Annotated in this window: 20 protein-coding genes, 1 pseudogene and 2 riboswitches; of the genes and pseudogenes, 14 read left to right on the top strand and 7 right to left on the bottom strand. The window is 72.2% G+C overall.

The window, feature by feature from the left end; all coding sequences use genetic code 11:
• The first annotated feature begins 264 nt into the window (after positions 1 to 264).
• The 4 genes from ABT061_RS26210 (at position 265) to ABT061_RS26195 (ending at position 2,861) form a co-directional block, all read left to right on the top strand.
• Positions 265 to 807 carry an RICIN domain-containing protein gene (locus ABT061_RS26210; protein WP_350922617.1) on the top strand — a complete coding sequence of 181 codons (543 nt, stop codon included), beginning with the start codon at positions 265 to 267 and terminating at the stop codon, positions 805 to 807.
• 140 nt (positions 808 to 947) lie between these two features.
• Entirely contained in the window at positions 948 to 1,490 is a 543-nt protein-coding gene (locus ABT061_RS26205; protein WP_350922614.1) for an RICIN domain-containing protein, read from the top strand.
• Positions 1,491 to 1,631: 141 nt separating this feature from the next.
• A complete protein-coding gene (locus ABT061_RS26200) occupies positions 1,632 to 2,171 on the top strand; it encodes an RICIN domain-containing protein (protein WP_350922612.1) in 540 nt (179 codons plus the stop codon).
• 141 nt (positions 2,172 to 2,312) lie between these two features.
• Positions 2,313 to 2,861: an RICIN domain-containing protein gene (locus ABT061_RS26195; RefSeq protein WP_350922610.1), complete on the top strand. Its 549-nt coding sequence runs from the start codon at positions 2,313 to 2,315 to the stop codon at positions 2,859 to 2,861.
• Here ABT061_RS26195 and ABT061_RS26190 read toward each other — a convergent pair.
• Both ABT061_RS26190 and ABT061_RS26185 read right to left on the bottom strand, forming a co-directional pair.
• Positions 2,824 to 3,216, bottom strand: a complete 393-nt coding sequence (locus tag ABT061_RS26190; protein WP_350922890.1) for a DUF397 domain-containing protein — start codon at positions 3,214 to 3,216, stop codon at positions 2,824 to 2,826. The two genes, ABT061_RS26195 and ABT061_RS26190, sit on opposite strands and share 38 nt — an antisense overlap.
• Positions 3,217 to 3,267: 51 nt before the next feature.
• A complete protein-coding gene (locus ABT061_RS26185; RefSeq protein ID WP_350922607.1) occupies positions 3,268 to 3,627 on the bottom strand; it encodes a DUF5753 domain-containing protein in 360 nt (119 codons plus the stop codon).
• Positions 3,628 to 3,832: 205 nt separating this feature from the next.
• Between ABT061_RS26185 and chrA the strand changes: the two genes are divergently transcribed.
• The 7 genes from chrA (at position 3,833) to ABT061_RS26150 (ending at position 11,229) form a co-directional block, all read left to right on the top strand.
• Positions 3,833 to 5,014 carry a chromate efflux transporter gene (chrA, locus tag ABT061_RS26180; protein WP_350922605.1) on the top strand — a complete coding sequence of 394 codons (1,182 nt, stop codon included), beginning with the start codon at positions 3,833 to 3,835 and terminating at the stop codon, positions 5,012 to 5,014.
• Between the two features lie 66 nt (positions 5,015 to 5,080).
• Positions 5,081 to 5,845, top strand: a complete 765-nt coding sequence (gene cobF / locus ABT061_RS26175) for a precorrin-6A synthase (deacetylating) (protein ID WP_350922603.1) — start codon at positions 5,081 to 5,083, stop codon at positions 5,843 to 5,845.
• A gap of 228 nt (positions 5,846 to 6,073) precedes the next feature.
• Positions 6,074 to 6,220: riboswitch (adenosylcobalamin (AdoCbl) riboswitch) on the top strand.
• A gap of 3 nt (positions 6,221 to 6,223) precedes the next feature.
• Complete coding sequence (locus ABT061_RS26170; RefSeq protein WP_326830249.1) at positions 6,224 to 6,412, top strand: CbtB domain-containing protein; 189 nt, start codon at positions 6,224 to 6,226, stop codon at positions 6,410 to 6,412.
• 10 nt (positions 6,413 to 6,422) lie between these two features.
• On the top strand, positions 6,423 to 7,148 hold the full coding sequence (locus ABT061_RS26165) for a CbtA family protein (protein ID WP_350922600.1): 726 nt from the start codon (positions 6,423 to 6,425) through the stop codon (positions 7,146 to 7,148).
• Positions 7,149 to 7,197: 49 nt separating this feature from the next.
• Positions 7,198 to 9,291 (top strand): magnesium chelatase subunit D family protein, encoded by a 2,094-nt coding sequence (locus ABT061_RS26160; RefSeq protein WP_350922598.1) that lies wholly within the window; start codon positions 7,198 to 7,200, stop codon positions 9,289 to 9,291.
• A 1-nt stretch (position 9,292) separates the two neighbouring features.
• Positions 9,293 to 9,895 carry a cob(I)yrinic acid a,c-diamide adenosyltransferase gene (gene cobO, locus ABT061_RS26155; protein WP_350922595.1) on the top strand — a complete coding sequence of 201 codons (603 nt, stop codon included), beginning with the start codon at positions 9,293 to 9,295 and terminating at the stop codon, positions 9,893 to 9,895.
• On the top strand, positions 9,889 to 11,229 hold the full coding sequence (locus tag ABT061_RS26150; protein ID WP_350922593.1) for a cobyrinic acid a,c-diamide synthase CobB: 1,341 nt from the start codon (positions 9,889 to 9,891) through the stop codon (positions 11,227 to 11,229). The genes cobO and ABT061_RS26150 overlap by 7 nt, the downstream gene beginning before the upstream one ends.
• A gap of 160 nt (positions 11,230 to 11,389) precedes the next feature.
• Here the strand turns inward: ABT061_RS26150 and cobN are convergent, their stop codons facing one another.
• Positions 11,390 to 15,046 carry a cobaltochelatase subunit CobN gene (gene cobN, locus ABT061_RS26145; RefSeq protein ID WP_350922591.1) on the bottom strand — a complete coding sequence of 1,219 codons (3,657 nt, stop codon included), beginning with the start codon at positions 15,044 to 15,046 and terminating at the stop codon, positions 11,390 to 11,392.
• Between the two features lie 35 nt (positions 15,047 to 15,081).
• Positions 15,082 to 15,283, bottom strand: a riboswitch (cobalamin riboswitch).
• A gap of 14 nt (positions 15,284 to 15,297) precedes the next feature.
• On the opposite strand from cobN, the gene ABT061_RS26140 reads away from it, so the two are divergent.
• The 3 genes from ABT061_RS26140 (at position 15,298) to ABT061_RS26130 (ending at position 18,960) form a co-directional block, all read left to right on the top strand.
• Positions 15,298 to 16,716 carry a ferredoxin-like domain-containing protein gene (locus ABT061_RS26140; protein WP_350922588.1) on the top strand — a complete coding sequence of 473 codons (1,419 nt, stop codon included), beginning with the start codon at positions 15,298 to 15,300 and terminating at the stop codon, positions 16,714 to 16,716.
• Positions 16,713 to 17,339, top strand: a complete 627-nt coding sequence (locus tag ABT061_RS26135) for a precorrin-8X methylmutase (protein ID WP_350922586.1) — start codon at positions 16,713 to 16,715, stop codon at positions 17,337 to 17,339. Before ABT061_RS26140 ends, ABT061_RS26135 begins: the two co-directional genes overlap by 4 nt.
• Positions 17,340 to 17,436: 97 nt before the next feature.
• A complete protein-coding gene (locus ABT061_RS26130) occupies positions 17,437 to 18,960 on the top strand; it encodes a precorrin-2 C(20)-methyltransferase (RefSeq protein WP_350922584.1) in 1,524 nt (507 codons plus the stop codon).
• Here the strand turns inward: ABT061_RS26130 and ABT061_RS26125 are convergent.
• The 4 genes and pseudogenes from ABT061_RS26125 to ABT061_RS26110 all read right to left on the bottom strand — a co-directional run bounded on the left by ABT061_RS26125 (position 18,948) and on the right by ABT061_RS26110 (position 21,454).
• Positions 18,948 to 19,688 (bottom strand): cobalt-precorrin-6A reductase, encoded by a 741-nt coding sequence (locus ABT061_RS26125; RefSeq protein ID WP_350922581.1) that lies wholly within the window; start codon positions 19,686 to 19,688, stop codon positions 18,948 to 18,950. The two genes, ABT061_RS26130 and ABT061_RS26125, sit on opposite strands and share 13 nt — an antisense overlap.
• Complete coding sequence (gene cobM / locus ABT061_RS26120) at positions 19,685 to 20,452, bottom strand: precorrin-4 C(11)-methyltransferase (protein ID WP_350922579.1); 768 nt, start codon at positions 20,450 to 20,452, stop codon at positions 19,685 to 19,687. Before cobM ends, ABT061_RS26125 begins: the two co-directional genes overlap by 4 nt.
• A pseudogene (gene cbiT / locus ABT061_RS26115) lies at positions 20,449 to 21,039 on the bottom strand (precorrin-6Y C5,15-methyltransferase (decarboxylating) subunit CbiT); the annotation flags it as partial. The gene cobM and the pseudogene cbiT, both read right to left, overlap by 4 nt.
• A complete protein-coding gene (locus tag ABT061_RS26110; protein ID WP_350922577.1) occupies positions 21,038 to 21,454 on the bottom strand; it encodes a pyridoxamine 5'-phosphate oxidase family protein in 417 nt (138 codons plus the stop codon). The pseudogene cbiT and the gene ABT061_RS26110, both read right to left, overlap by 2 nt.
• Between the last annotated feature and the right edge of the window lie 19 nt (positions 21,455 to 21,473).

Genomic DNA, 21,473 nt, shown 5'->3' with positions numbered 1-21,473 from the left:
GAGGCCTTTTCCCGCCCGGCACTCGCCGAGCCTCGCCCCCACCCTGTTTTCGCTCTTGAACCGGAAGCTGTTCCGCGCTCGTGGACAGACTCCCGACGCCTCTGCCGGCCGTTACGTGTCGTCCGGAGACGACTGCCCCGCCATCGCCGGCGAGACGCCGCCGGGGGCGACACGAGTTGATTGCTCAGCGTAGTTGGTCGCTACGTTGGGTGATTCGTGTTATCAAGGGTTTGTTGATCTTTAGGGAGTGTCTCGGGAGGTTCGATGGGATTCGTTGGCGCCGGTCAGGTCCTGGTTCTGGCCGCGACCCTGCTTGCCGTCCCGATCGGAGGCGTGTCGGCGGCGGATGTCGTGGCCGCCGGTGCGGCGGAGCGGGGTGGGGGCAGGTTCACGGCCAACCTGGTGGCCCGGCACAGCGGTAAGTGCCTGGATGTGCAGAACGGCGAGATGGAGGACGGGGCCAATGTCCAGCAGTGGACCTGTGAGGACAAGGAAAACCAGGAGTGGAGTCTGACGGCGACGGGTGGTGGCTACTACACCCTTAAAGCCGCGCACAGTGGTAAGTGCCTGGACGTGTTGGGCGGCAGCGTGAGCATCGGGGCCGGCGTCCGGCAGTGGACCTGCCTGGTCGGGGCCCGCAACCAGGAGTGGGGGCTCAGTCAGAGGAGCGACGGTTACTTCGTCCTGGTGGCCCGGCACAGCGGCAAGTGTCTGCAGGTGATGGACAGTGACATACGTGACGGCGCTCGCGTCCGGCAGTGGACCTGTGTCAGGGGACGGGCGAGCCAGGAGTGGCGGCTGGCGTGAGCCGACGGCGTGGACTCGCCTGGGCTTGAGGGTTCCAGGGGCGCGACACGAGTTGATTGCCTGACATAGCCGACCACCACGGTGGGTGATTCGTGTTATCGAGGGTTTGTTGATCTTTGGGGAGTGTCTCGGGAGGTTCGATGGGGCTCGTTGGCGCCGGTCAGGTCCTGGCTCTCGCTGCGTCCCTGCTTGTCGCCCCGGTCGCCGGTGTGCCGGCGGCGGATGTCGTGGCCGCCGGTGCGCCGGGGCGGGCCGGGGGTGTGCTCACGGCCCCCCTGGTGGCCCGGCACAGTGGCAAGTGTCTGGATGTGGCGGCCGACGGGAAGGGGGGCGGAGTCAGTGTCCAGCAGTGGACCTGCGACGGGAGGAAAAGTCAGGAGTGGAGTCTGAAGAAGACGGACAACGGCTACTACACCGTTCAGGCCACGCACGGCGGCCAGTGCCTGGACGTGGTGAACGGTGACAGGCGCAGTGGGGCCCACGTCCAGCAGTGGACCTGCATGCCCGGAGCCCGCAACCAGGAGTGGTGGCTCGGTCGGAGGGCCAACGGTTACTTCGTGCTGGTGGCCCGGCATAGTGGCAAGTGCCTGGACGTGCAGGGCGCTGGAACGGAGAACGGGGTCGGCGTTCGGCAGTGGGCCTGTGTCAGGGGGCGGGCGAGTCAGGAGTGGCGGCTTGCCTGAGTGGGGTTTCCGCCGGTGGTGATGGTCGGTCATTCGGGGGCGCGACACGGTATTGATTACTTGGTGTAGCTGTTCGCTACGTTGGGTGATTCGTGTTATCAAGGGTTTGTTGATCTTTAGGGAGTGCCTCGGGGAGGCTCGATGAGACTTTTTCACGCCGGCCAGGTGTTCGTTCTGGCGGCGGCCCTGCTCGCGGCCCCGTCGGCCGCGCGGGCGTCGGCCGACGGGGCCGCCGGTGTGCGAGAGGGGCTCCGGGCCAAGTTCACCGCGATCCTGGTGGCCCGGCACAGTGGCAAGTGCCTGGATGTGCTGAACTCCGCGATGGGGGACGGAGCCGACGTCCAGCAGCGGACCTGTGATGGTGGCGCCAATCAGGAGTGGAACCTGACGACCACCAACGGTGGTTACTACACCATTCAGGCCATGCACAGTGGCAAGTGCCTGCATGTGATGGACGGTGACCTGCGCAGTGGGGCCAACATCCGGCAGTGGACCTGCGTGAGCGGGCGCTACAGCGAGGAGTGGCGGCTCAGTCAGCGGGCCAACGGTTACTTCGTGCTGGTGGCCCGGCACAGTGGCAAGTGCCTGGACATGCAGGGGGGCGGGACGGGGGATGGGACCAATGCCCTGCAGTGGACCTGTGTCAGGGGGCGGGCGAGTCAGGAGTGGCGGCTTGCCTGAGCGAGGTTTCCGCCGGTGGTGATGGCCGGTCATTCGGGGGCGCGACACGATATTGATTACTTGGTGTAGTTGGTCGCTACGTTGGGTGATTCGTGTTATCAAGGGTTTGTTGATCTTTAGGGAGTGCCTCGGGGAGGCTCGATGAGACTTTTTCACGCCGGCCAGGTGTTCGTTCTGGCGGCGGCCCTGCTCGCGGCCCCGTCGGCCGCGCGGGCGTCGGCCGACGGGGCCGCCGGTGTGCGAGAGGGGCTCCGGGCCAAGTTCACCGCGATCCTGGTGACCCGGCACAGCGACAAGTGCCTGGACGTGTTCACCCTGAGTGATGAGCTGAAGTTGGGGACCGATGTCCAGCAGTGGCCCTGCAGCGCCGACCATGAGGGCCAGGTGTGGAACCTGACGGCGACCAGTGACGGTTACTACAACTTCAGGGACGTGAGCAGCGGCCTGTGCATGGAGGTGGTGCCGACCGACAGGCACAGCGGCGCCGGCCTCCAGTTGTGGACCTGCATCCCCGGACATGGCAACCAGGAGTGGAAGCTCGCCCAGAGGGACAACGGTTACTTCGCGGTCGTGGTCCGGCACACCGGTATGTGCCTGGAGGTGCAGAACGGTCTGATCCTGGACGGGGCCAACGTCAAGCAGGTGGGGTGTGTCAGGGGGCGGAAGAACCAGGAGTGGCGGCTCGCCTGAGGCGCCCCACCTGGTCGCGGGTCAGGCGTTGGCCGGGGTGTCGAGCAGCCGGGAAAGGGGGACTCGCCGCCGTGGGTCGCTCCGTCGAGGGTGTCGTTGTCCTGCACGGTGATGTGTTCGCCGTCGAAGCCGATGAGCAGGCGGTCCGCGAGGGGGTGGGGGAGTTCGGTTTCCGGGGGGTGAGATTGCCTGCTTGGACCTGGTCGAGGAGGGTGGGCCAGGTCTTCGGGGTGATGGCGATGGCGGGGCCTTGGGGGGAGGGGTTGTTGGAGTTGTGTAGCCAGATGGTGGTGCCGTCGAAACGGGCTTCGACGTAGTTGCTCTGGGCGCCGCTGCGCGTGCTCTTACGCCAGATTCCGCAGGAATGCCGATCGCCTGAGCGTCCTTCCCGGATAAATCACGCTAATTAGAGCGTAACGGCTATTTCCCTGAGAAAGGAATCTGATTTGTCAGGGCTCAGAGCAAGGTCGCAGAGGTGATCGAAAGCCCGGAGATACCGTTCGACGCTGTGTTCGTCTTCGAGGTAGGCGTCGGTGTTCATCGTCTCGACATGCGCGATGTCCAAGCTGGGAAGACGCAGGATGGTGAAGGCGCCTGACATTCCAGGATGAGGTCGGCCGGTGAACGGAAGAATCTGCGGTGTGACGTCGGACCACGCCGCGCACTCGATCTGATCACGGAAGATCTCGGGGCCGCCGATGGGGTGGCGGAGGGCGGCCGGGATCTCGCCCTGGTCGACACGCCGGCGGTCCGCTGGGGTTTCCACCGATCGCCCGGGAGCACGAGGCTCTGGTTCCAGCTCGCCAAGCCCGCTCCCGGTCAGCCAGGAGACGGCTGAATCACTCGGGGTCGTTCCCGGAGGCGTCAAACGTTCACGGCCGTGGTCCCGGTGTTCGGCCGCCGTCGGCCTGGTGTTCAACGTGGTCGTGAACAATGCACGACTTGGTACACCCCCCGGATGGAAGGCCACGATGAACGCTTCGCACGATGACACCGGTGGCGGATCCGGCGGACGGCCGGCACACGCGCTGGGCGAGGTCATCGGGGTCTTCCTGAAACTCGGCGTGATCGGATTCGGCGGCCCGGCCGCGCACACCGCGATGATGCGTGACGAGCTGGTGCGCCGGCGCGGCTGGGTCTCCGATGAGCGCTTCGTCGACCTGATAGGCGCCGTCAACCTCATCCCCGGCCCCAACTCCACCGAGCTGGCCATCCACCTGGGCTATGACCGGGCTCGCTGGAAGGGGCTGATCGCCGCCGGGGTGTGCTTCATCCTGCCCGCCTTCGCCATCGTCCTCGCCCTGGCCTGGTCCTATGTCCGCTACGGCCGGACCCCTGCCGTCGAGGGGTTGCTGTACGGGATCAAACCGGTGGTGGTGGCCATCGTGGTGTGGGCCCTGGCCGGACTGCTCAGGACCGCGATCAAGGGCCGGCTGACCGCGCTCGTCGCCACGGTGGCACTGGCGCTGTACCTGCTCGGCGTCAACGAGCTGCTCGTACTGGCCGTCGGCGGGCTGGTGGTGATGGCGGCCGGCACCAGGCACCTCTGGCTGCCGAGTCGCGGTTCTCCAGGTCTGGTGCTGGTGCCGCTGCTGGCCGGGCCGCGCTTTCCCGACCCCACCGGCGGCCGGCTCACCGAGCTGTTCCTGACGTTCCTGAAGATCGGCTCGGTGCTGTACGGCAGCGGCTACGTCCTGCTGGCCTTCCTGGAGGGCGACTTCGTACGGCGGCTCGGCTGGATCACCCGCGACCAGTTGCTGGACGCGATCTCCATCGGCCAGCTCACCCCCGGGCCGGTGTTCACCACCGCCACCTTCATCGGTTACGTCATCGCCGCCCTGCCGGGGGCGGTGCTGGCCACCGTCGCCATCTTCACCCCGTCGTTCGTGCTGGTCGGCCTGCTGACCCGGCTCGTCGACCGGATCCGCGGCCGGGCCTGGTCGTCGGCGTTCCTGGACGGGGTCAACGCCACCGCGCTGGCCCTGATGGCCGGTGTCACCCTGCAACTGGCCGGTGACGCGTTCGTCGACCCGCTCACCGTGGCACTGGCCATGCTCGCGCTGCTGCTGCAGTGGCGCACCAGGCTCAACACCGCCTGGTTCATCGCCGTGGCCGCCGCCATCGGCCTGGCCCGCACGCTGCTCGTCGGTTGACCGGCAGGCGTCGCCGGGGCGGCCCCCCGTGCCGAATCTCGAAACGGTACGGGCAGACTCTGTCGAGTGAAGCGAATCCTCATCATCGGCATCGGTGCCGGTGATCCCGACCATCTCACCCTCCAGGCGGTCAAGGCCATCGCCCGTACCGACGTGTTCTTCGTCCTGGACAAGGGCGAGGTCAAACACGACCTTGTCCAGCTGCGGCACGACCTCGTCGACGCGCACGCCCGCCCGCCGTACCGGATCGTCGAGGCCGGCGATCCCGAACGTGACCGGACCACTCCCGACTACGCGCCCGCGGTCGAGGACTGGCGCTCGCGCCGCGCCGACATCTGCGAGCGGTTCATCCGTGACGAGCTCGCCGAGGGGCAGACGGGTGCCTTCCTGGTGTGGGGCGATCCGGGCCTGTACGACAGCACCCTGGCCATCGTCGAGGAGATTCACCAGCGGGGCTCGGTCCGGTTCGAGCACGAGGTGATTCCCGGTGTCAGCAGCGTGTCCGCACTCACCGCCCGGCATCGGGTCAGCCTGACCCGGGTCGCCCGGCCGGTGCACATCACCACCGGCCGGCGTCTCGCCGAGGAGGGGCCCTCGGCCGACGACGTCGTCGTCATGCTGGACGCCCACTGCGCCTTCGCCGATCTGGGCGCCGATCTGGGCGCCGACTTCGACATCTACTGGGGTGCCTACCTCGGCACTCCCGACGAGATCCTGGTCGCCGGACCGGTGCCCGAGGTCGCCGACCGCATCCGCGAGCTGCGTGCCGAGGCACGGGCACGCAAGGGCTGGATCATGGACACCTACCTGCTCCGCAGGGTGTCTCGCTGAGCACCTGTCGCGGCGGCCTGCGGAGGCCGCCGCGCGTCCGGCCGGTATCCCCGCGCCGGGTGCACACCGGCTTCCTCGTTCCGCTGTCGCCGTCCCGGTCGGACGGCTCGCGAAGAAGCAGGCCCCATTCATCCAGGGCCGGGGAGCGGGGCGTGGCGGCCGGATCGATGGGCGGCCACGCCGCGACGAATCACCTTGTGTTGACGGCCCGCCACGAAAAGAGTTACATTGCGGACGATTTCGCGGTGGTCCGAGGGAAGTCCGGTGAGAAGCCGGTGCGGTCGCGCCACTGTATCCGGAACGTGAGTTCCGGGAGCCAGGTTACTTGGCCGCCGCGTCCTCATCTGTCGGGACGCGTCATCCCCAAGGAGGCTACTCATGCGTGAGCTGTCCGTTTCTCAGCCCGTTCCCCTCTCCCACCTGGCCCGCTGGCTCGTGGCGGTTCCGCTGCTCCTGCTGGTGGCCTACCTGGTCACCTTCGACCAGGGGGTGGTGTCGCAGGCGGGCGACTATCTGCACGAACTCATGCACGACGGGCGCCACCTGCTCGGCGTTCCCTGCCACTAGACCGCGCGCCGTGATCCGTACCCTGTTGCTCCGCGGCCTGCTCGTCGGGCTGGTCGCCGGGCTGATCGCCGCCGTGTTCGCCTACCTGCTGGGCGAGCCGAACATCGACCAGGCCATCGCGCTCGAAGAGGCCGCCGCCCACGCCCAGACCGAGGTCGGGCACTCCCACGGGGAGGAGGCACTGGTCAGCCGGTCCGGCCAGCAGGCCGGGCTCTTCCTCGCCCTGGCCCTGTACGGCATGTCCGTGGGGGGTATCTTCTCCCTCGTCTTCGCCGGGCTGCGCGGCCGGATCGGTCCCCGCTCCGACGTGGTGCTGGCCGCGACGATGGCCGCCACGGCGTTCGTCGCGATCGTGCTGGTGCCGTTCGTCAAGTACCCGGCCAACCCGCCCGCCGTCGGTGACCCGGACACCATCGGCAGCCGGACCACGCTGTACCTGGTCCTGGTCGCCATCGGCCTGCTGTCCGTGGCGGTGGGAGTGGCCTGCGCCCGTAAGGTGCCGGCCAGGCCCTGGCTCGCCGGCGCGGCCGGCTTCCTGGTCCCCGTCATCGTCACCCTGTTCGTGCTGCCGGCGGTCAACGAGGTGCCCGACGGCTTCCCCGCCCAGCTGCTGTGGGACTTCCGGCTGTCCTCCCTCGGCACGCAACTCGTGCTCTGGTCGGCCATCGGTGTCCTGTACGGCATCGCCGTCCAGCGCGCGGTCCGCCGCGACGCGCTCACGGCGGCCCCGAACTGAACGTTCGGCGGGTCGGACACGTCAGCAGGATCTCGCAGAAAGAAACCTCGTGATCGGTGCCTATCCGTTCAGTGCCGTCGTCGGTCTCGACGACCTCAAGCTCGCGCTGATACTCAACGCGGTCTCCCCACGGGTGGGCGGTGTGCTGGTCCGGGGGGAGAAGGGGACCGCCAAGTCCACGATCGTCCGCGCGCTCGCCGCACAACTCCCCGCGGTCAAGGTGATCGCCGCCTGCCGCTTCTCCTGCGACCCGGCCGAGCCGGATCCGGGCTGCCCCGACGGCCCGCACGACGCGGGCGAGAGCGGGCAGGAACGTCCGGCCGCGCTGGTGGAGCTGCCCGTCGGCGCGTCGGAGGACCGGCTGGTCGGCGCGCTCGACATCGAGCGCGCGCTCACCGAGGGGGTCAGGGCGTTCGAGCCGGGCCTGCTCGCCGCCGCGCATCGAGGTGTCCTCTACGTCGACGAGGTCAACCTGCTCCACGACCATCTCGTGGACCTGCTGCTCGACGCCGCCGCGCTCGGCACCTGCTTCGTCGAGCGAGAGTCGGTCTCGGTACGGCACGCGGCGCGGTTCCTGCTGGTCGGCACGATGAACCCGGAGGAGGGCGAGCTACGGCCACAGCTCCTGGACCGTTTCGGGCTGACCGTCGAGGTGCGGGCGTCCAGGAATCCGGACGAGCGGGCCGAGGTGGTACGGCGCCGGCTGGCCTTCGACGCCGATCCCGCCTCCTTCGCCGCCGGGTGGGCGGGACAGGAGGCGGCCCTGGCGCGGCGGATCGCCGAGGCCAGGGAGCGGGTCAGGCAGGTCGTGCTGCCGGACGCCCGGCTGCGCCAGATCGCGGGGGTGTGCGCCGCCTTCGAGGTGGACGGGCTCCGGGCCGATCTGGTCACGGCCAACGCGGCCATCGCGCACGCGGCCTGGCGCGGCGGCGCCGAGGTCACGGCCGAGGACGTGCGCGAGGCGGCCCGTCTCTCGCTGCCGCACCGCCGCCGCCGAGACCCGTTCGACGCGCCGGGTCTTGACGAGTCACGCCTCGACGACCTCCTGGCGGAGCACGGCGGCGACGAGCCGGACGACCCGGATGGAGGGCCGAGCACCTCCGGCGGTCCGGGCGATTCGGGTGGTTCGGACGGCCCCGTGAACTCCGGGGACGGTCCCGAGACCGGCTCTGCGGAAAGTCCCGCGGGTGATGGCTCCGGTGCGGGCCCGCACGGCGGCGCGCACGACGGTGGTTCGCACGACGGTGGTTCCGGGACCGGCGCCGCCGATGTCCCGGGTGCCTCCGACGGGACCGGCGCCTCGCCGGACCGTCCCTTCGCCGAGCGGGTGGTCGCCGCCGCCGAACCGTACCGGGTGCGCCCCTTCCAGGTCCCCGGGCTGGGCGACGGCGCCTCGGGGCGGCGGTCGCGGGCCCGTACCCCCAACGGGCGGACCACCGGATCGCGGGTTCCCGCCGGGCGGCTCCAGCGGCCGCACCTGTCGGCGACGCTCCGCGCCGCCGCGCCGTACCAGCGTGAGCGCGGCCGTAGCGGCCCCGGCCTGCTGGTACGTGACACCGACCTGCGCGAGGCCGTCCGCGAGGGCAAGGAGGGCAACCTCGTGCTCTTCGTGGTGGACGCGAGCGGTTCCATGGCGGCCCGGCAGCGCATGCGCGAGGTCAAGGCGGCCGTGCTCAGCCTGCTGCTCGACGCCTACCAGCGGCGGGACAAGGTCGGGCTGATCACCTTCAGGGGATCCACGGCGGACCTGGTGCTTCCCCCGACCTCCTCGGTCGAGGTCGGCGCGGCGCGGCTGCGGGAGCTGCCGACCGGCGGTCGCACCCCGCTGGCGGCCGGGCTGCGCCGGGCCGCCGAGGTGCTCAGGGTGGAGCGGCTGCGCGACCCCGCCAGAAGGCCGCTGCTCGTGGTGGTCACCGACGGCCGGGCCACCTCGGGGTCCGACGTGGCGGCCCCCGCCGCGCTGCTCGCCGGTACGGCGGGGGTCGTGGTCGACTGCGAGAGCGGTCCGGTGCGGCTCGGCCTGGCCCTCGACCTCGCGGCCAGGCTGGGCGCGCCCGCGGTACGGCTCGACGCGCTCGCGGCAGGCGGCGGGCTCGGCGGGCTCGTCCGTGACTACCGTACCGACTACCGGAAGGCGGTCTGAGATGCCGCAGGGCAAGCCGGACACGGTGCCCGAGGACGGGCTCACCACGCGCCAGCGCCGCAACCGGCCGCTGTTGATCGTGCACACCGGGCCGGGCAAGGGGAAGTCCACCGCCGCCTTCGGGATGGCGCTGCGCGCGTGGAACCAGGGCTGGCCGGTCGGGGTGTTCCAGTTCGTGAAGTCGGCCAAGTGGCGCATCGGCGAGGAACGGGCGCTCGTGGTGCTCGGCGAGTCCGCCGAGGGCGGCAGCGTGACCTGGCACAAGATGGGCGAGGGCTGGTCGTGGATCCAGCGGCCGGGCAGCGAGGAGGACCACGCCGCCGACGCCCGCGAGGGCTGGGAGCAGATCAGGCGTGACCTGGCCGCGGAGACCTACCGCTTCTACGTCCTCGACGAGTTCACCTACCCCCTGAAATGGGGCTGGCTGGACGTGGACGACGTGGTCGCCACTCTGGTCGCGCGGCCGGGCAACCAGCATGTCGTGATCACCGGCAGGGACGCCGACCCGAGGCTGGTCGAGGTCGCCGACCTGGTGACCGAGATGGGGAAGGTCAGGCACCCGATGGACGCCGGGCAGAAGGGCCAGAGGGGCATCGAATGGTAGTGCCGCGACTGGTGATCGCCGCGCCGTCCTCGGGCAGCGGGAAGACCACCGTCGCGACCGGTCTGATGGCGGCGCTGCGCGCGCGGGGTCTGCGGGTCTCCCCGCACAAGGTGGGACCCGACTACATCGACCCCGGCTACCACGCGCTCGCCACCGGGCGCCCCGGCCGCAACCTCGACCCCTGGCTGACCGGTGAGGACCGGGTCGCGCCGCTCTTCCTGCACGGTGCGCGGGACGCGGACATCGCCGTGGTCGAGGGGGTCATGGGCCTGTACGACGGTGCCGGGAGCGGGGACTTCGCCTCCACCGCGCACGTCGCCCGGCTGATCGGCGCGCCGGTGGTGCTCGTGGTGGACGCCGCGCGGCAGGGCAGGTCCGTGGCCGCGCTCGTACAGGGCTTCGCCTCCTTCGACACCCGGGTCCGGCTGGCCGGGGTGATCCTCAACCGGGTCGGCTCGCCGCGGCACGAGGAGATCTGCCGCGCCGCGCTGGACGAGAGCGGCATCTCCGTACTGGGCGTGATCCCGCGGGTGGACGGGGTGGCGACCCCTTCCCGCCATCTCGGGCTGATCCCGGCGGCCGAGCGCAGCGGGGACGCGGTGGCGGCGGTGGAGCGGATGGGCGCCCTGGTCGCCGACTCCTGCGACCTCGAAGGGCTGGTGGCCCTGGCGCGCTCGGCGCCGCCGCTGCCCGCGCATCCCTGGACTCCGGCCCTGCCCCCGTCCCCGTCTGTGACCGCGTCCGCGTCCGGTGGACGGCCGGTCGTGGCCGTGGCGGGCGGGGCGGCGTTCACCTTCGGGTACGCCGAGCAGGTCGAGCTGCTCGCGGCGACGGGGGCCGAGGTGGCGAACTTCGACCCGCTCAGGGACGAGTGCCTCCCCGAGAACGCCGGGGCGGTCGTCATCGGCGGCGGCTTCCCCGAGATGTACGCGGCGGAGCTGTCCGCCAACGAGCCGCTCCGCCGCCGGGTGGCCGCCTTCGACGGCCCGATCGTCGCCGAGTGCGCCGGGCTGCTCTACCTGGCGCGCGAGCTGGACGGCCATCCCATGTGCGGAAGGCTCGACATCACCGCGACGATGACCGGCAGGCTCACGCTGGGCTACCGTGACGCCGTGGCGACCGCCAAGTCCGTGCTCACCCGCGAGGGCGAGCGCTACCGGGGCCACGAGTTCCACCGCACGGCCACCGATCCCGGGCATGCGACGCCGCCGCTGTTCCGCTGGAGGGGCGCGGCCGACGGCTTCGCCGAGCCCCTGCTGACCGCCTCCTACCTGCACCTGCACTGGGCAGGCAGCCCCGAGCTGGCCGAACGCCTGGTCGCGGCCATCGGCTGAACCACCCTCACCTCAGGGCCCCGCACCGGTCCGATGACTTCGACTCCGGAGGCATCCTGCACAGAGGTGGTTACATCACGTGCGTACATCTCCGCCCGCGCGGGTCCGATGACTTCGACTCCGGCGGCATCGGTTGAACCACACTCACCTCGGGGGCGGGTCAGCGGTCCTCCAGGTCGCCCTCGATGGTGAGGTACGCCTCCCGCAGGGCCGTCATGATCTCGGGGTCGGGGTGCTCCCACATCTTCCGGTCGGCCGCCTCAAGGAGCCGTTCGGCGATGCCGTGCAGCGCCCATGGGTTCGACGCGGCCATGAACGCCCGGTTCTCCGGGTCCAGGACGTAGGTGGCGGCCAGCCTGTCGTACATCCAGTCGGCCATCACACCCGTCGTGGCGTCGTAGCCGAACAGGTAGTCCACGGTGGCGGCCAGCTCGAACGCGCCCTTGTACCCGTGCCTGCGCATCGCCGCCAGCCAGTTGGGGTTGACCACCCGGGCGCGGAAGATCCGCGCGGTCTCCTCGTGCAGGGTCCTGGTCCGCACCGCGTCCGGACGGGTGCTGTCGCCCACGTACGCGGCGGGCGCCCGGCCGGTGAGCGCCCGCACGGTGGCGATCATCCCGCCGTGGTACTGGAAGTAGTCGTCGGAGTCGGCGATGTCGTGCTCGCGGGTGTCGACGTTCTTCGCGGCCACCGCGATCCGCCGGTAGGCGCTCTCCATGTCCTGCCGCGCCGGTGTTCCGTCGAGGTCGCGACCGTAGGCGAAGCCGCCCCAGACCGCGTACACCTCGGCCAGGTCGGCGTCGTCGCGCCAGTTCCCGCTCTCCATCAGCGGCAGCAGGCCCGCGCCGTAGGCGCCCGGACGGGAGCCGAAGATCCGCAGGGTGGCCCGCCGCTCGTCGCCGTGCGCGGCCAGGTCGGCGTCGGCGTGCGCCCGCACGTAGTTCTCTCCGGCGGCCTCCGCGAGGCCCGCCACCAGCCGTACGGCGTCGTCCAGCATGGTGACGACGTGCGGGAAGGCGTCCCTGAAGAACCCGCTGATCCGGACGGTCACGTCGATTCTGGGCCGGCCGAGTTCGGCGAGCGGGATCGGTTCGAGGCCGCTGACCCGCCGGGACGCCTCGTCCCAGACCGGCCGCACGCCGAGCAGCGCGAGCACCTCCGCCACGTCGTCGCCCGCCGTGCGCATGGCACTGGTGCCCCAGACCGACAGCCCGACGGAGCGCGGCCACTCACCGGTGTCGGAGCGGTACCGCTCCAGCAGGGAGTCGGCCATGGCCTGCCCGGTCTCCCACGCCAGCCTGCTGGGCACCGCCCGGGGATCGACGGAGTAGAAGTTCCGCCCGGTCGGCAGCACGTTGATCAGCCCGCGCAGCGGCGACCCGCTCGGCCCGGCGGGGACGTAACCGCCGTCGAGCGCGTGCAGCACCGCGCCGATCTCGTCCGTGGTCCTGGCGAGCCGGGGCACGATCTCCCCGGCCGCGAACCCGAGCACCTTCTCCACGGCGGCCAGGACTCCGGAGTCGCGGTCACTTCCGCCGGCGAGGACGGACGCGGTGACGGGGGAGACGGCGAACGGGTCCCAGCCGTGCTCCTCCATGCCCTCGACGAGGGCGCGGGCCGTCGACTCGGCCTCGTCCACGCTCACCCTCGCGGCGCCGCCGTCCTCGGCCAGGCCGAGGGCCTCACGCAGACCGGGGAGTGCCTCCTGGCCCGCCCAGATCTGGCGGGCGCGGAGCATGGCCAGCACGAGGTCGACGCGGGCCTTCCCCTCGGGGGCGCTGCCGAGCACGTGCAGGCCGTCGCGGATCTGGACGTCCTTGACCTCGCAGAGCCATCCGTCGACGTGCAGCAGGAAGTCGTCGAACCCGCTGTCCTGCGGCCGGTCGTCGACGCCCAGGTCGTGGTCGAGCCTGGCGGCCTGGATCAGCGTCCAGATCTGCGCCCGGATGGCGGGCAGCTTGGCCGGGTCCATGGCCGCGATCGAGGCGTGCTCGTCCAGCAGCTGCTCCAGCCGGGCGATGTCGCCGTAGGTCTCCGCGCGGGCCATCGGCGGCACCAGATGATCGACCAGTACGGCGTGCGCCCGCCGCTTGGCCTGCGTGCCCTCACCGGGGTCGTTCACCAGGAACGGGTAGACCAGCGGCAGGTCGCCGAGCGCCGCGTCGGGGCCGCAGGAGGCCGACATCCCCGCCGACTTGCCGGGCAGCCACTCCAGGTTGCCGTGCTTGCCGACGTGCACGATCGCGTGCGCGCCGAAGTCGTCGGCCAGCCACCGGTAGGCGGCCAGATAGTGGTGGCTCGGCGGCAGGTCGGGGTCGTGGTAGATGGCGACCGGGTTATCCCCGAAGCCGCGCGGCGGCTGGACCATCACCACGAGGTTGCCCGCGCGCAGCGCGGCCAGCACGATCTCACCGTCGGGATCGCGGCTCCGGTCGACGAACAATTCGCCCGGCGGCGGCCCCCAGTGCGCCTCGATGCCGTGCCGCAGGTCCTCGGGCAGCGTCTCGAACCACGCCCGGTAGCGCGCGGCCGGGATCCGTACCGGGTTCGCGGCCAGTTGCTCCTCGGTGAGCCAGTTCCGGTCCTGGCCGCCCGCCGCGATCAGCGCGTGGATCAGCGCGTCGCCGTCCCGCTCCGCCACGCCGGGGAAACCGTCTCCGAGGTCGTACCCGGCCTCCGTCATGGCCGTGAGCAGCCTGACCACGCTGGCGGGGGTGTCCAGGCCGACCGCGTTGCCGATCCTGGAGTGCTTGGTCGGGTACGCCGACAGCATCACCGCGATCCGCCGTTCCGGTGCTCGGACGTGCCGGAGCAGGCCGTGCCGTACCGCGATGCCGGCCACCCGCGAGGCCCGCTCGGGATCGGCCACGTACACGGTCAGGCCCTCGTCGTCGACCTCCTTGAAGGAGAACGGCACGGTGATGATCCGCCCGTCGAACTCGGGGATCGCCACCTGGGAGGCCGCGTCGAGCGGGGACAGGCCGTCGTCGTTCTCCCGCCAGGCGTCCCTTCCCGTGGTCAGGCAGAGGCCCTGCAGGATCGGCACGTCCAGCTCGGCGAGCGCGCCGACGTCCCACGCGGAGTCGTCCCCGCCCGCAGAGGCGGTCGCCGGGCGGGTGCCCCCGGCGGCGAGCACGGTGACCACCAGGGCGTCCGCGGCCCGGAGCGTGTCGAACAGGTCGGGCTCGGCGCTGCGCAGGGAACCGCAGTAGACGGGCAGGGCCTGGCCGCCCGCCTCCTCGATGGCCAGGCAGAGCGTCTCGACGAAGGCGGTGTTGCCCGCGACGTGGTGCGCGCGGTAGTAGAGCACGCCGATGACAGGGCCCTCGGTGCGTCGCGCGACACGTTCGAGGGGGCCCCAGCTCGGGGTGGGCGCGGGCGGTGCGAAGCCGTACCCGGTGAGCAGCACCGTGTCGGAGAGGAAGGCGTGCAGCTGGGCCAGGTTCGCCGGACCGCCGTGCGCGAGGTAGGCGTGCGCCTCGGCGCAGACCCCGCCGGGCACCGTGGACAGCTCCATCAGCTCGGCGTCGGGGGCCTGCTCGCCACCGAGGATCACGACGGGCCGCCGGTCGGCGAGCAGCGCGTCCAGCCCGTCCTGCCATGCCCTGCGCCCGCCGAGCAGTCGCACGACCACGAGGTCCGTGCCCTCGGTCAGCGCGGGCAGGTCCTCGGCGGACAGCCGCGCCGGGTTGCCGAGCCGGTAGTTCGCGCCGCTCGTCCGCGCGCTGAGCAGGTCGGTGTCGGAGGTCGACAGCAGCAGGACGGCAGGCGGCGCGGGTGGCACGGCCGATCGCGGGGTGGGCGGCACGGAACGCATGCAGAAGTCCTCCCTCGGGGTCCTCGCCCCGGGTCGTCGTCATCGCGACGGCAGGAGTCTCCTGGCTCCCGGATCAACGCTCACCCCGGCCTTCCCGTCCGTTGCCGGACCGTGGCCTTCGGTGGGGTTCGCTCCCCGGTTACAGTGGCGGGACCGCGCCGGTTTCACACCGGCTTCCTCCCTGCGCCGTCGCCTAGGTCACACTATGCCAGGCGGACATCCGTAAAGAAATGGGAGCTACCATCCACTGCGTGTCAATAACCGACCCTCCCGGAAGAACCCGGGCCGACGCGTGTCCCGGAGCGCTCCAGGTGCACGCCGCGGCCGACGGCGGCCTGGCGCGGATCCGGGTTCCCGGCGGGGCGCTCACGGCGCGTCAGCTCCGCGTGGTCGCCGCCGCCGCCCGGGAGCTCGGATCCGGCGTGATCGAGCTGACCTCCCGGGCGAACCTCCAGGTACGCGGCCTCCCGCCGCAGGACGGCGAGTCCCTTCCCGTCGTGCACCCGGCACGCGACGACACGCGCGTTCCGGACGACGACCGGCGGCTTTCCCCGGCATCCGACTTCGCCGTGCGGCTGGCCGCCGCCGGGCTGCTGCCGTCGGCCACGCATGAGCGGGTACGCAACATCGTGGCCTCACCCCTGGCCGGGCGGGCACCCGCGAGCCTGCTCGACGTCCGTCCGCTCGTGTCCGAGCTGGACGGGGAACTCCGCGCCCGGCCCGCGCTCGCCGACCTGCCCGGCCGGTTCCTCTTCGCGCTCGACGACGGCTCGGGCGACATGGCGGCTCTCGGCGCGGACGTCACGCTGCTGCCGGTCGATCCGCTGGACGCCTCGGCGGACGTCTCCGAGGTGGCGCTGCTGCTCGCCGGTGCCGACCTGGGGCTGCGCGCCCCCGTCTCCTCCGCCGTCACCGGCATGCTCGCGGTCGCCGAGGCGTTCCTGGCCGAGCGCGCCGAGCAGGGGTCGGGCGCGTGGCGGCTCGCCGAGCTGACCGACGGTCCGGGGCGGGTCTCGGCCCGTGTGCTCAGGGCGGAGCCGGCCCTTCGCCGGGCCGCCCCCGTGGTACGGCGGGAGCGGACGATGGACGGCGGCGCGGCCGGGGTCGTCATGCAGCGTGACGGAAGGTCGGCCCTCATCGTTCTCGCCGCGCTCGGACGGCTGTCGGCGGCCCAGCTGGAGGCGCTCGCCCAGGCGGCCGAGCACGGCGGGGGAGAGGTCCGGGTGACGCCGTGGCGGACGATCGTCGTCCCCGACCTGCCGGCGCCGGAGGTCGATGGCCGGCGGGCGGCGCTCACGGCCGCGGGCCTGGTCAGCGACCCGGCGTCGCCGTGGCTGGGCCTGACCGCCTGCGCAGGCCGGCCCGGATGCGCCAAGGCCCTCGCCGACGTGCACGCCGACGTCCACGCGGGTGCGCGGGCGAACGACGGCACCGGTTCCGAGTTCGATGCGGACGGTCCTGACGACGTCCACCCCTCGCGGGGCCGCACCCGTGCGCTCCCCGTGCACTGGTCGGGCTGCGAGCGGCGGTGCGGACGCCCGCGCGGCCGGGTCGTGGACGTGGTCGCGACCGGAGACGGATACCGCGTCGAGGCGGACGGCGTGAGCCGTACGTTCGCCGACGCCGAGCAGACGAGCGCCGCGGTGGCGGCGACCAGAGAGGGAAAGTGATCGACTACATCAGGGACGGGGCGGAGATCTACCGCCGCTCCTTCGCCACCATCCGCGCGGAGACGGACCTCGGCGGCATGCCGCCGGGCGTCGCCCAGGTCGCGGTTCGCATGGTGCACGCCTGCGGCATGGTCGACCTCGTCGACGACCTCGCGTGGTCGCCGGGAGTCGTCACGGCGGCGCGCGAGGCGCTGCGCGACGGCGCGCCCGTGCTGTGCGACGCCATGATGGTCGCCTCCGGCGTCACCAGGCGACGGCTGCCGAAGGCGAACGAGGTGATCTGCACACTCGGCGACCCGCGGGTCCCGGAGCTGGCGCTGCGGCTGGGCACCACCCGCAGCGCCGCGGCGCTGGAGTTGTGGCGCGACCGGCTCGACGGCGCGGTGGTCGCGATCGGCAACGCGCCGACCGCGCTGTTCCGCCTGCTCGAACTGGTCGAGGAGGGTGCCGGACGCCCGGCCGCGGTGCTGGGCGTGCCGGTCGGCTTCATCGGGGCCGCGGAGTCGAAGCTGGCCCTGGCCGAGCACCCGGCCGGACTCGACCACCTGGTGGTGCACGGACGCAGGGGCGGCAGCGCGATGGCGGCGGCCGCCGTCAACGCGATCGCGAGCGAGGAGGAGTGAGCGGGTTGAGCGGGGATCTCGGGTGCCTGTACGGGGTCGGGCTCGCGGTGGCGGCGGTTGCCGTCAATGCGATCGCGGGTGAGGAGGAGTGAGCGGGTTGAGCGGGGATCTCGGGTGCCTGTACGGGGTCGGGCTGGGGCCGGGAGACCCGGAGCTGGTGACGGTGAAGGCGGCCAGGCTGCTCGGCGCGGCCGACGTGATCGCCTACCACAGCGCCCGGCACGGGCGGAGCATCGCCAGGTCGGTGGCCCTGCCCTACCTGCGGGGAGACCAGGTCGAGGAGGCGCTGATCTATCCGGTGACCACCGAGACCACCGACCACCCCGGCGGATACCAGGGCGCGCTCGACGACTTCTACGCCGACTGTGCCGTGCGGCTGGCCGCGCACCTGGACGCCGGGCGCGACGTGGTGGTGCTCTGCGAGGGCGACCCGCTCTTCTACGGCTCCTACATGCACATGCACAAGCGGCTCGCGCACCGGTACCCGACCGAGGTGGTGCCGGGGGTGACCTCGATCAGCGGGGCCGCCGCGGTGCTCGGCCGCCCGCTGGTCGAGCGGGACGAGACGCTGACCGTGCTGCCCGGCACGCTCCCGGCGGACGTGCTGGCCGAGCGGCTGGCCGCCGCCGACTCGGCCGCGGTGCTGAAACTCGGCAGGACCTTCGAGAAGGTCCGCGCCGCCTTCGCCGAGGCCGGTCGCCTCGACGACGCCTGGTACATCGAGCGGGCCACCACCGGTAAACAGCGCATCGAGCCGCTGGCGGACGTCGACCCCGAGTCGGTCCCCTACTTCTCCCTCGCGCTGCTGCCCAGCCCGCTCACGCCGTTCTCCGCGAAGGCCGTGGCCGACCGCGAGGAGCAGGCCGGAGACGAGCGGCGCGGCGAAGTCGTCGTGGTGGGGCTCGGCCCCGCGGGGCGACCGTGGCTGACCCCCGAGGTGCAGGACGCCCTCGCCCGGGCCGACGAACTGATCGGCTACGGCCCCTACCTCGACCGGGTGCCGCCCAACCCGCGCCAGCGCCGCCACCCCACGGACAACCGGGTCGAGGCCGAGCGCGCCGCGCACGCGCTGGAGCTGGCCGCCGCCGGATCACGGGTGGCCGTGGTCTCCTCGGGCGATCCGGGGGTGTTCGCCATGGCCAGCGCGGTGCTCGAGGTCGCGTCCGAGCCGAGGTTCGCCGACGTCGAGGTACGCGTGCTGCCCGGCCTGACCGCCGCCCAGGCGGTGGCCAGTCGCGCCGGGGCTCCGCTGGGCCACGACTTCTGCGTGCTGTCGCTGTCCGACCTGCTCAAACCGTGGGAGGTCATCGCGGACCGGATCACCGCCGCGGCACGGGCCGACCTGGTGCTGGCGATCTACAATCCGGCCTCGCGGAGCCGGACCTGGCAGGTGGCCGCCATGCGCGACCTGCTGCTCGAACACCGTTCCCCGCACACGCCCGTCGTCATCGGGCGGGATGTCGGCGGCCCGGCGGAGAGCGTGCGCGTCGTGGAGCTGGCCGACCTCGACCCCGCCGAGATCGACATGCGCTGCCTGCTGATCGTGGGCTCGTCCACCACCCGGCTCACCGAACGCGGCGGACGGCCCGTCGTCTACACCCCGCGCCGCTATCTGGCCTGAGCCTCCACCCAGGCCGCGGCGGCCTCGGCGGTGTCCACCAGCGGGACACCGCCGGGGAGCGGCGGCCGCCGTACGATGACCACCGGAATCCCCAGCTCCCGCGCGGCGGCCAGCTTGGCGGTGGTCATCTCGCCGCCGCTGTCCTTGGTCACCAGCACCTCGACGCGGTGCTCGCGCATCAGCTCCAGCTCTCTGCGCAGGGTGTACGGCCCCCGGGAGAGCACGACCACCGTCCGGCCGGGCAGCGGCGGGGTGGGCGGATCGACGGACCTGGCCAGGAACCACAGGTCAAGGCCGGTGAACGCGGCCAGGCTGCGGCGGCCGGTGGTGAGGAAGACCCGCCTCCCCAGCTCGGGCAGCAGGTGGGCGGCGGCCTCAAGCGTGGGCACCCAGCGCCAGTCGTCGTCCGGACCCTGGCGCCAGCCGGGACGGCGCAGCACCAGCAGCGGCACCCCGGTGCCGGCGGAGGCCGCGACGGCCGAGGCGGTCATCCGCCGGGCGAACGGGTGGGTGGCGTCGACGACCAGGTCGATCGCGTGCTCCCGCAGCCAGTCGGCGAGCCCCTCGGGGCCGCCGAATCCACCCTCGCGCACCTCGCCGACCGGGAGCCTGGGGTTGGCGACCCGTCCCGCCAGTGAGGACACCACGTGCAGGTCCGCCCGCCCGTCCAGCCGGGCGGCCAGTGCCCTGGCCTCCGCGGTCCCTCCCAGGATCAGCAGGCGTCTCATCTCGCTCCCGCCGGTCGATCCCGGCACCTGTCCGCCGAGTAGAGGTGGCTGTCGGGGAACGCCGAGGCCGTCAGCACCCGCCCGACCACGATCACCGCCGTCCGCAGCACCCCGGCGGCCCTGACCCGCTCGGCGATGTCGGCCAGGGTGCCCCGCAGGATCACCTCGTCGTCCCTGCTCGCCCGGGCCACCACCGCGACCGGGCAGTCGGCGCCGTAGGCGGGGAGCAGTTCCGTGACGACCGCCTCGATCCGCTGCACGGCCAGGTGCAGCACCATGGTCGCCCGGCTCGCGCCGAGCGTGGCCAGGTCCTCGCCCTCCGGCATCGGCGTGGCACGCGCGGACGTACGGGTGAGGATGATGGACTGCCCGACTCCCGGCACGGTGAGCTCCCGCTTCAGCGAGGCCGCCGCGGCGGCGAAGGCCGGGACGCCCGGCACCACGTCATACGGGATGCCGAGCGCGTCCAGCCGCCGCATCTGCTCGGCCATCGCGCTGAAGACGGAGGGGTCGCCCGAGTGCAGCCGGGCGACGTTCAGCCCGGCCGCGTGCGCGCCGGCCATCTCGGCGACGATCTCATCGAGGGTGAGCCCGGCGGTGTCCACCAGCCGTGCCCCGGGCGGGCAGTCGTCCAGCAGCTCGCGCGGCACCAGCGACCCGGCGTACAGGCACACCGGGGACGAGGCGATCACCCGCAGGCCGCGCACCGTGACGAGGTCGGCGGCTCCGGGGCCCGCTCCGACGAAACACACCCTGGCCGTCAAGACTCCTCCTCCTTGACCGATGACCAGACGGTCACCGGCATCATCGTCCGCCAGCCGGTGAAGCCGCCGACCGGGGCGGCGCGGCCGACCGCGAGGCGCACCAGGTCTCCGCCGTGCCTGCCGTACCAGTCGGCCACGACCGCCTCGGACTCCAGGGTCACCGCGTTGACCACCAGCCTGCCGCCCGGCCTGAGCGCCGCCCAGCAGGTGCTCAGCACGCCGGGAACCGTCGCGCCGCCGCCGACGAAGACGGCGTCGGGCACGGCCAGTCCGGCGAGCGCGCCGGGGGCCGCGCCGACGACGACCTCCAGTTCGGGCACCCCCAGCGCGGCCGCGTTGCGCGCGGCCCGCTCCGCCCGGTCCCGGCGGCTCTCCACCGCGACGGCCCGGCACGCGGGATGGCAGCGCATCCACTCGATCGCGATGCTCCCCGCACCCGCGCCGACGTCCCACAGCAGCTCGCCGGGGACGGGTGCGAGGCGGGACATGGTGACCGCCCGCACCTCGCGCTTGGTCAGCTGCCCGTCGTGCTCGAACGCCTCGTCCGGCAGCCCGGGGACGCGGGGGAGCGGGAGGTGTCCCGGGTCAGACATTGCCGAGCACCCGGGTCACCTGGATCTCGATCACGACACGGTCGGGGTTCACCCGGGGGGCGCGGTAACGCAGCGCGTACCGGCGCTCGGCGTCGGCGACCTCCTCGGGGGTGTCCCGGAGCACCGCACGCCCCTCCAGGGTGGACCAGCGCCGCCCGTCGACCTGGCAGACGGCGGCCGGCGCGCCCGCCGGACCCGCGGCGGCCACCAGTCGGCCCTTGTACGACCCGCGCGAGGTGATGACCCGGGCGATCGCCGTGCCGACGTCGAGCGTCACCCCGACGGGCACCACGTGCGGCGTCCCGTCGGACCGGACGGTGGTCAGCGTGCACAGGTGCCGCTCATGCCAGAACGCGTCGAATCCCTCGCCCAGCCCGGCCAGGTCCGGCCGTGTGGCCCCCACAAGCATCACGTCACCCCAATGGTCG

The sequence above is a fragment of the Streptosporangium sp. NPDC002544 genome (assembly GCF_040295965.1).
Taxonomy (GTDB): Bacteria; Actinomycetota; Actinomycetes; order Streptosporangiales; family Streptosporangiaceae; genus Streptosporangium.
Note: the sequence above shows the minus strand (reverse complement) of the source record. Positions and strands in the feature narration are given on the sequence as shown.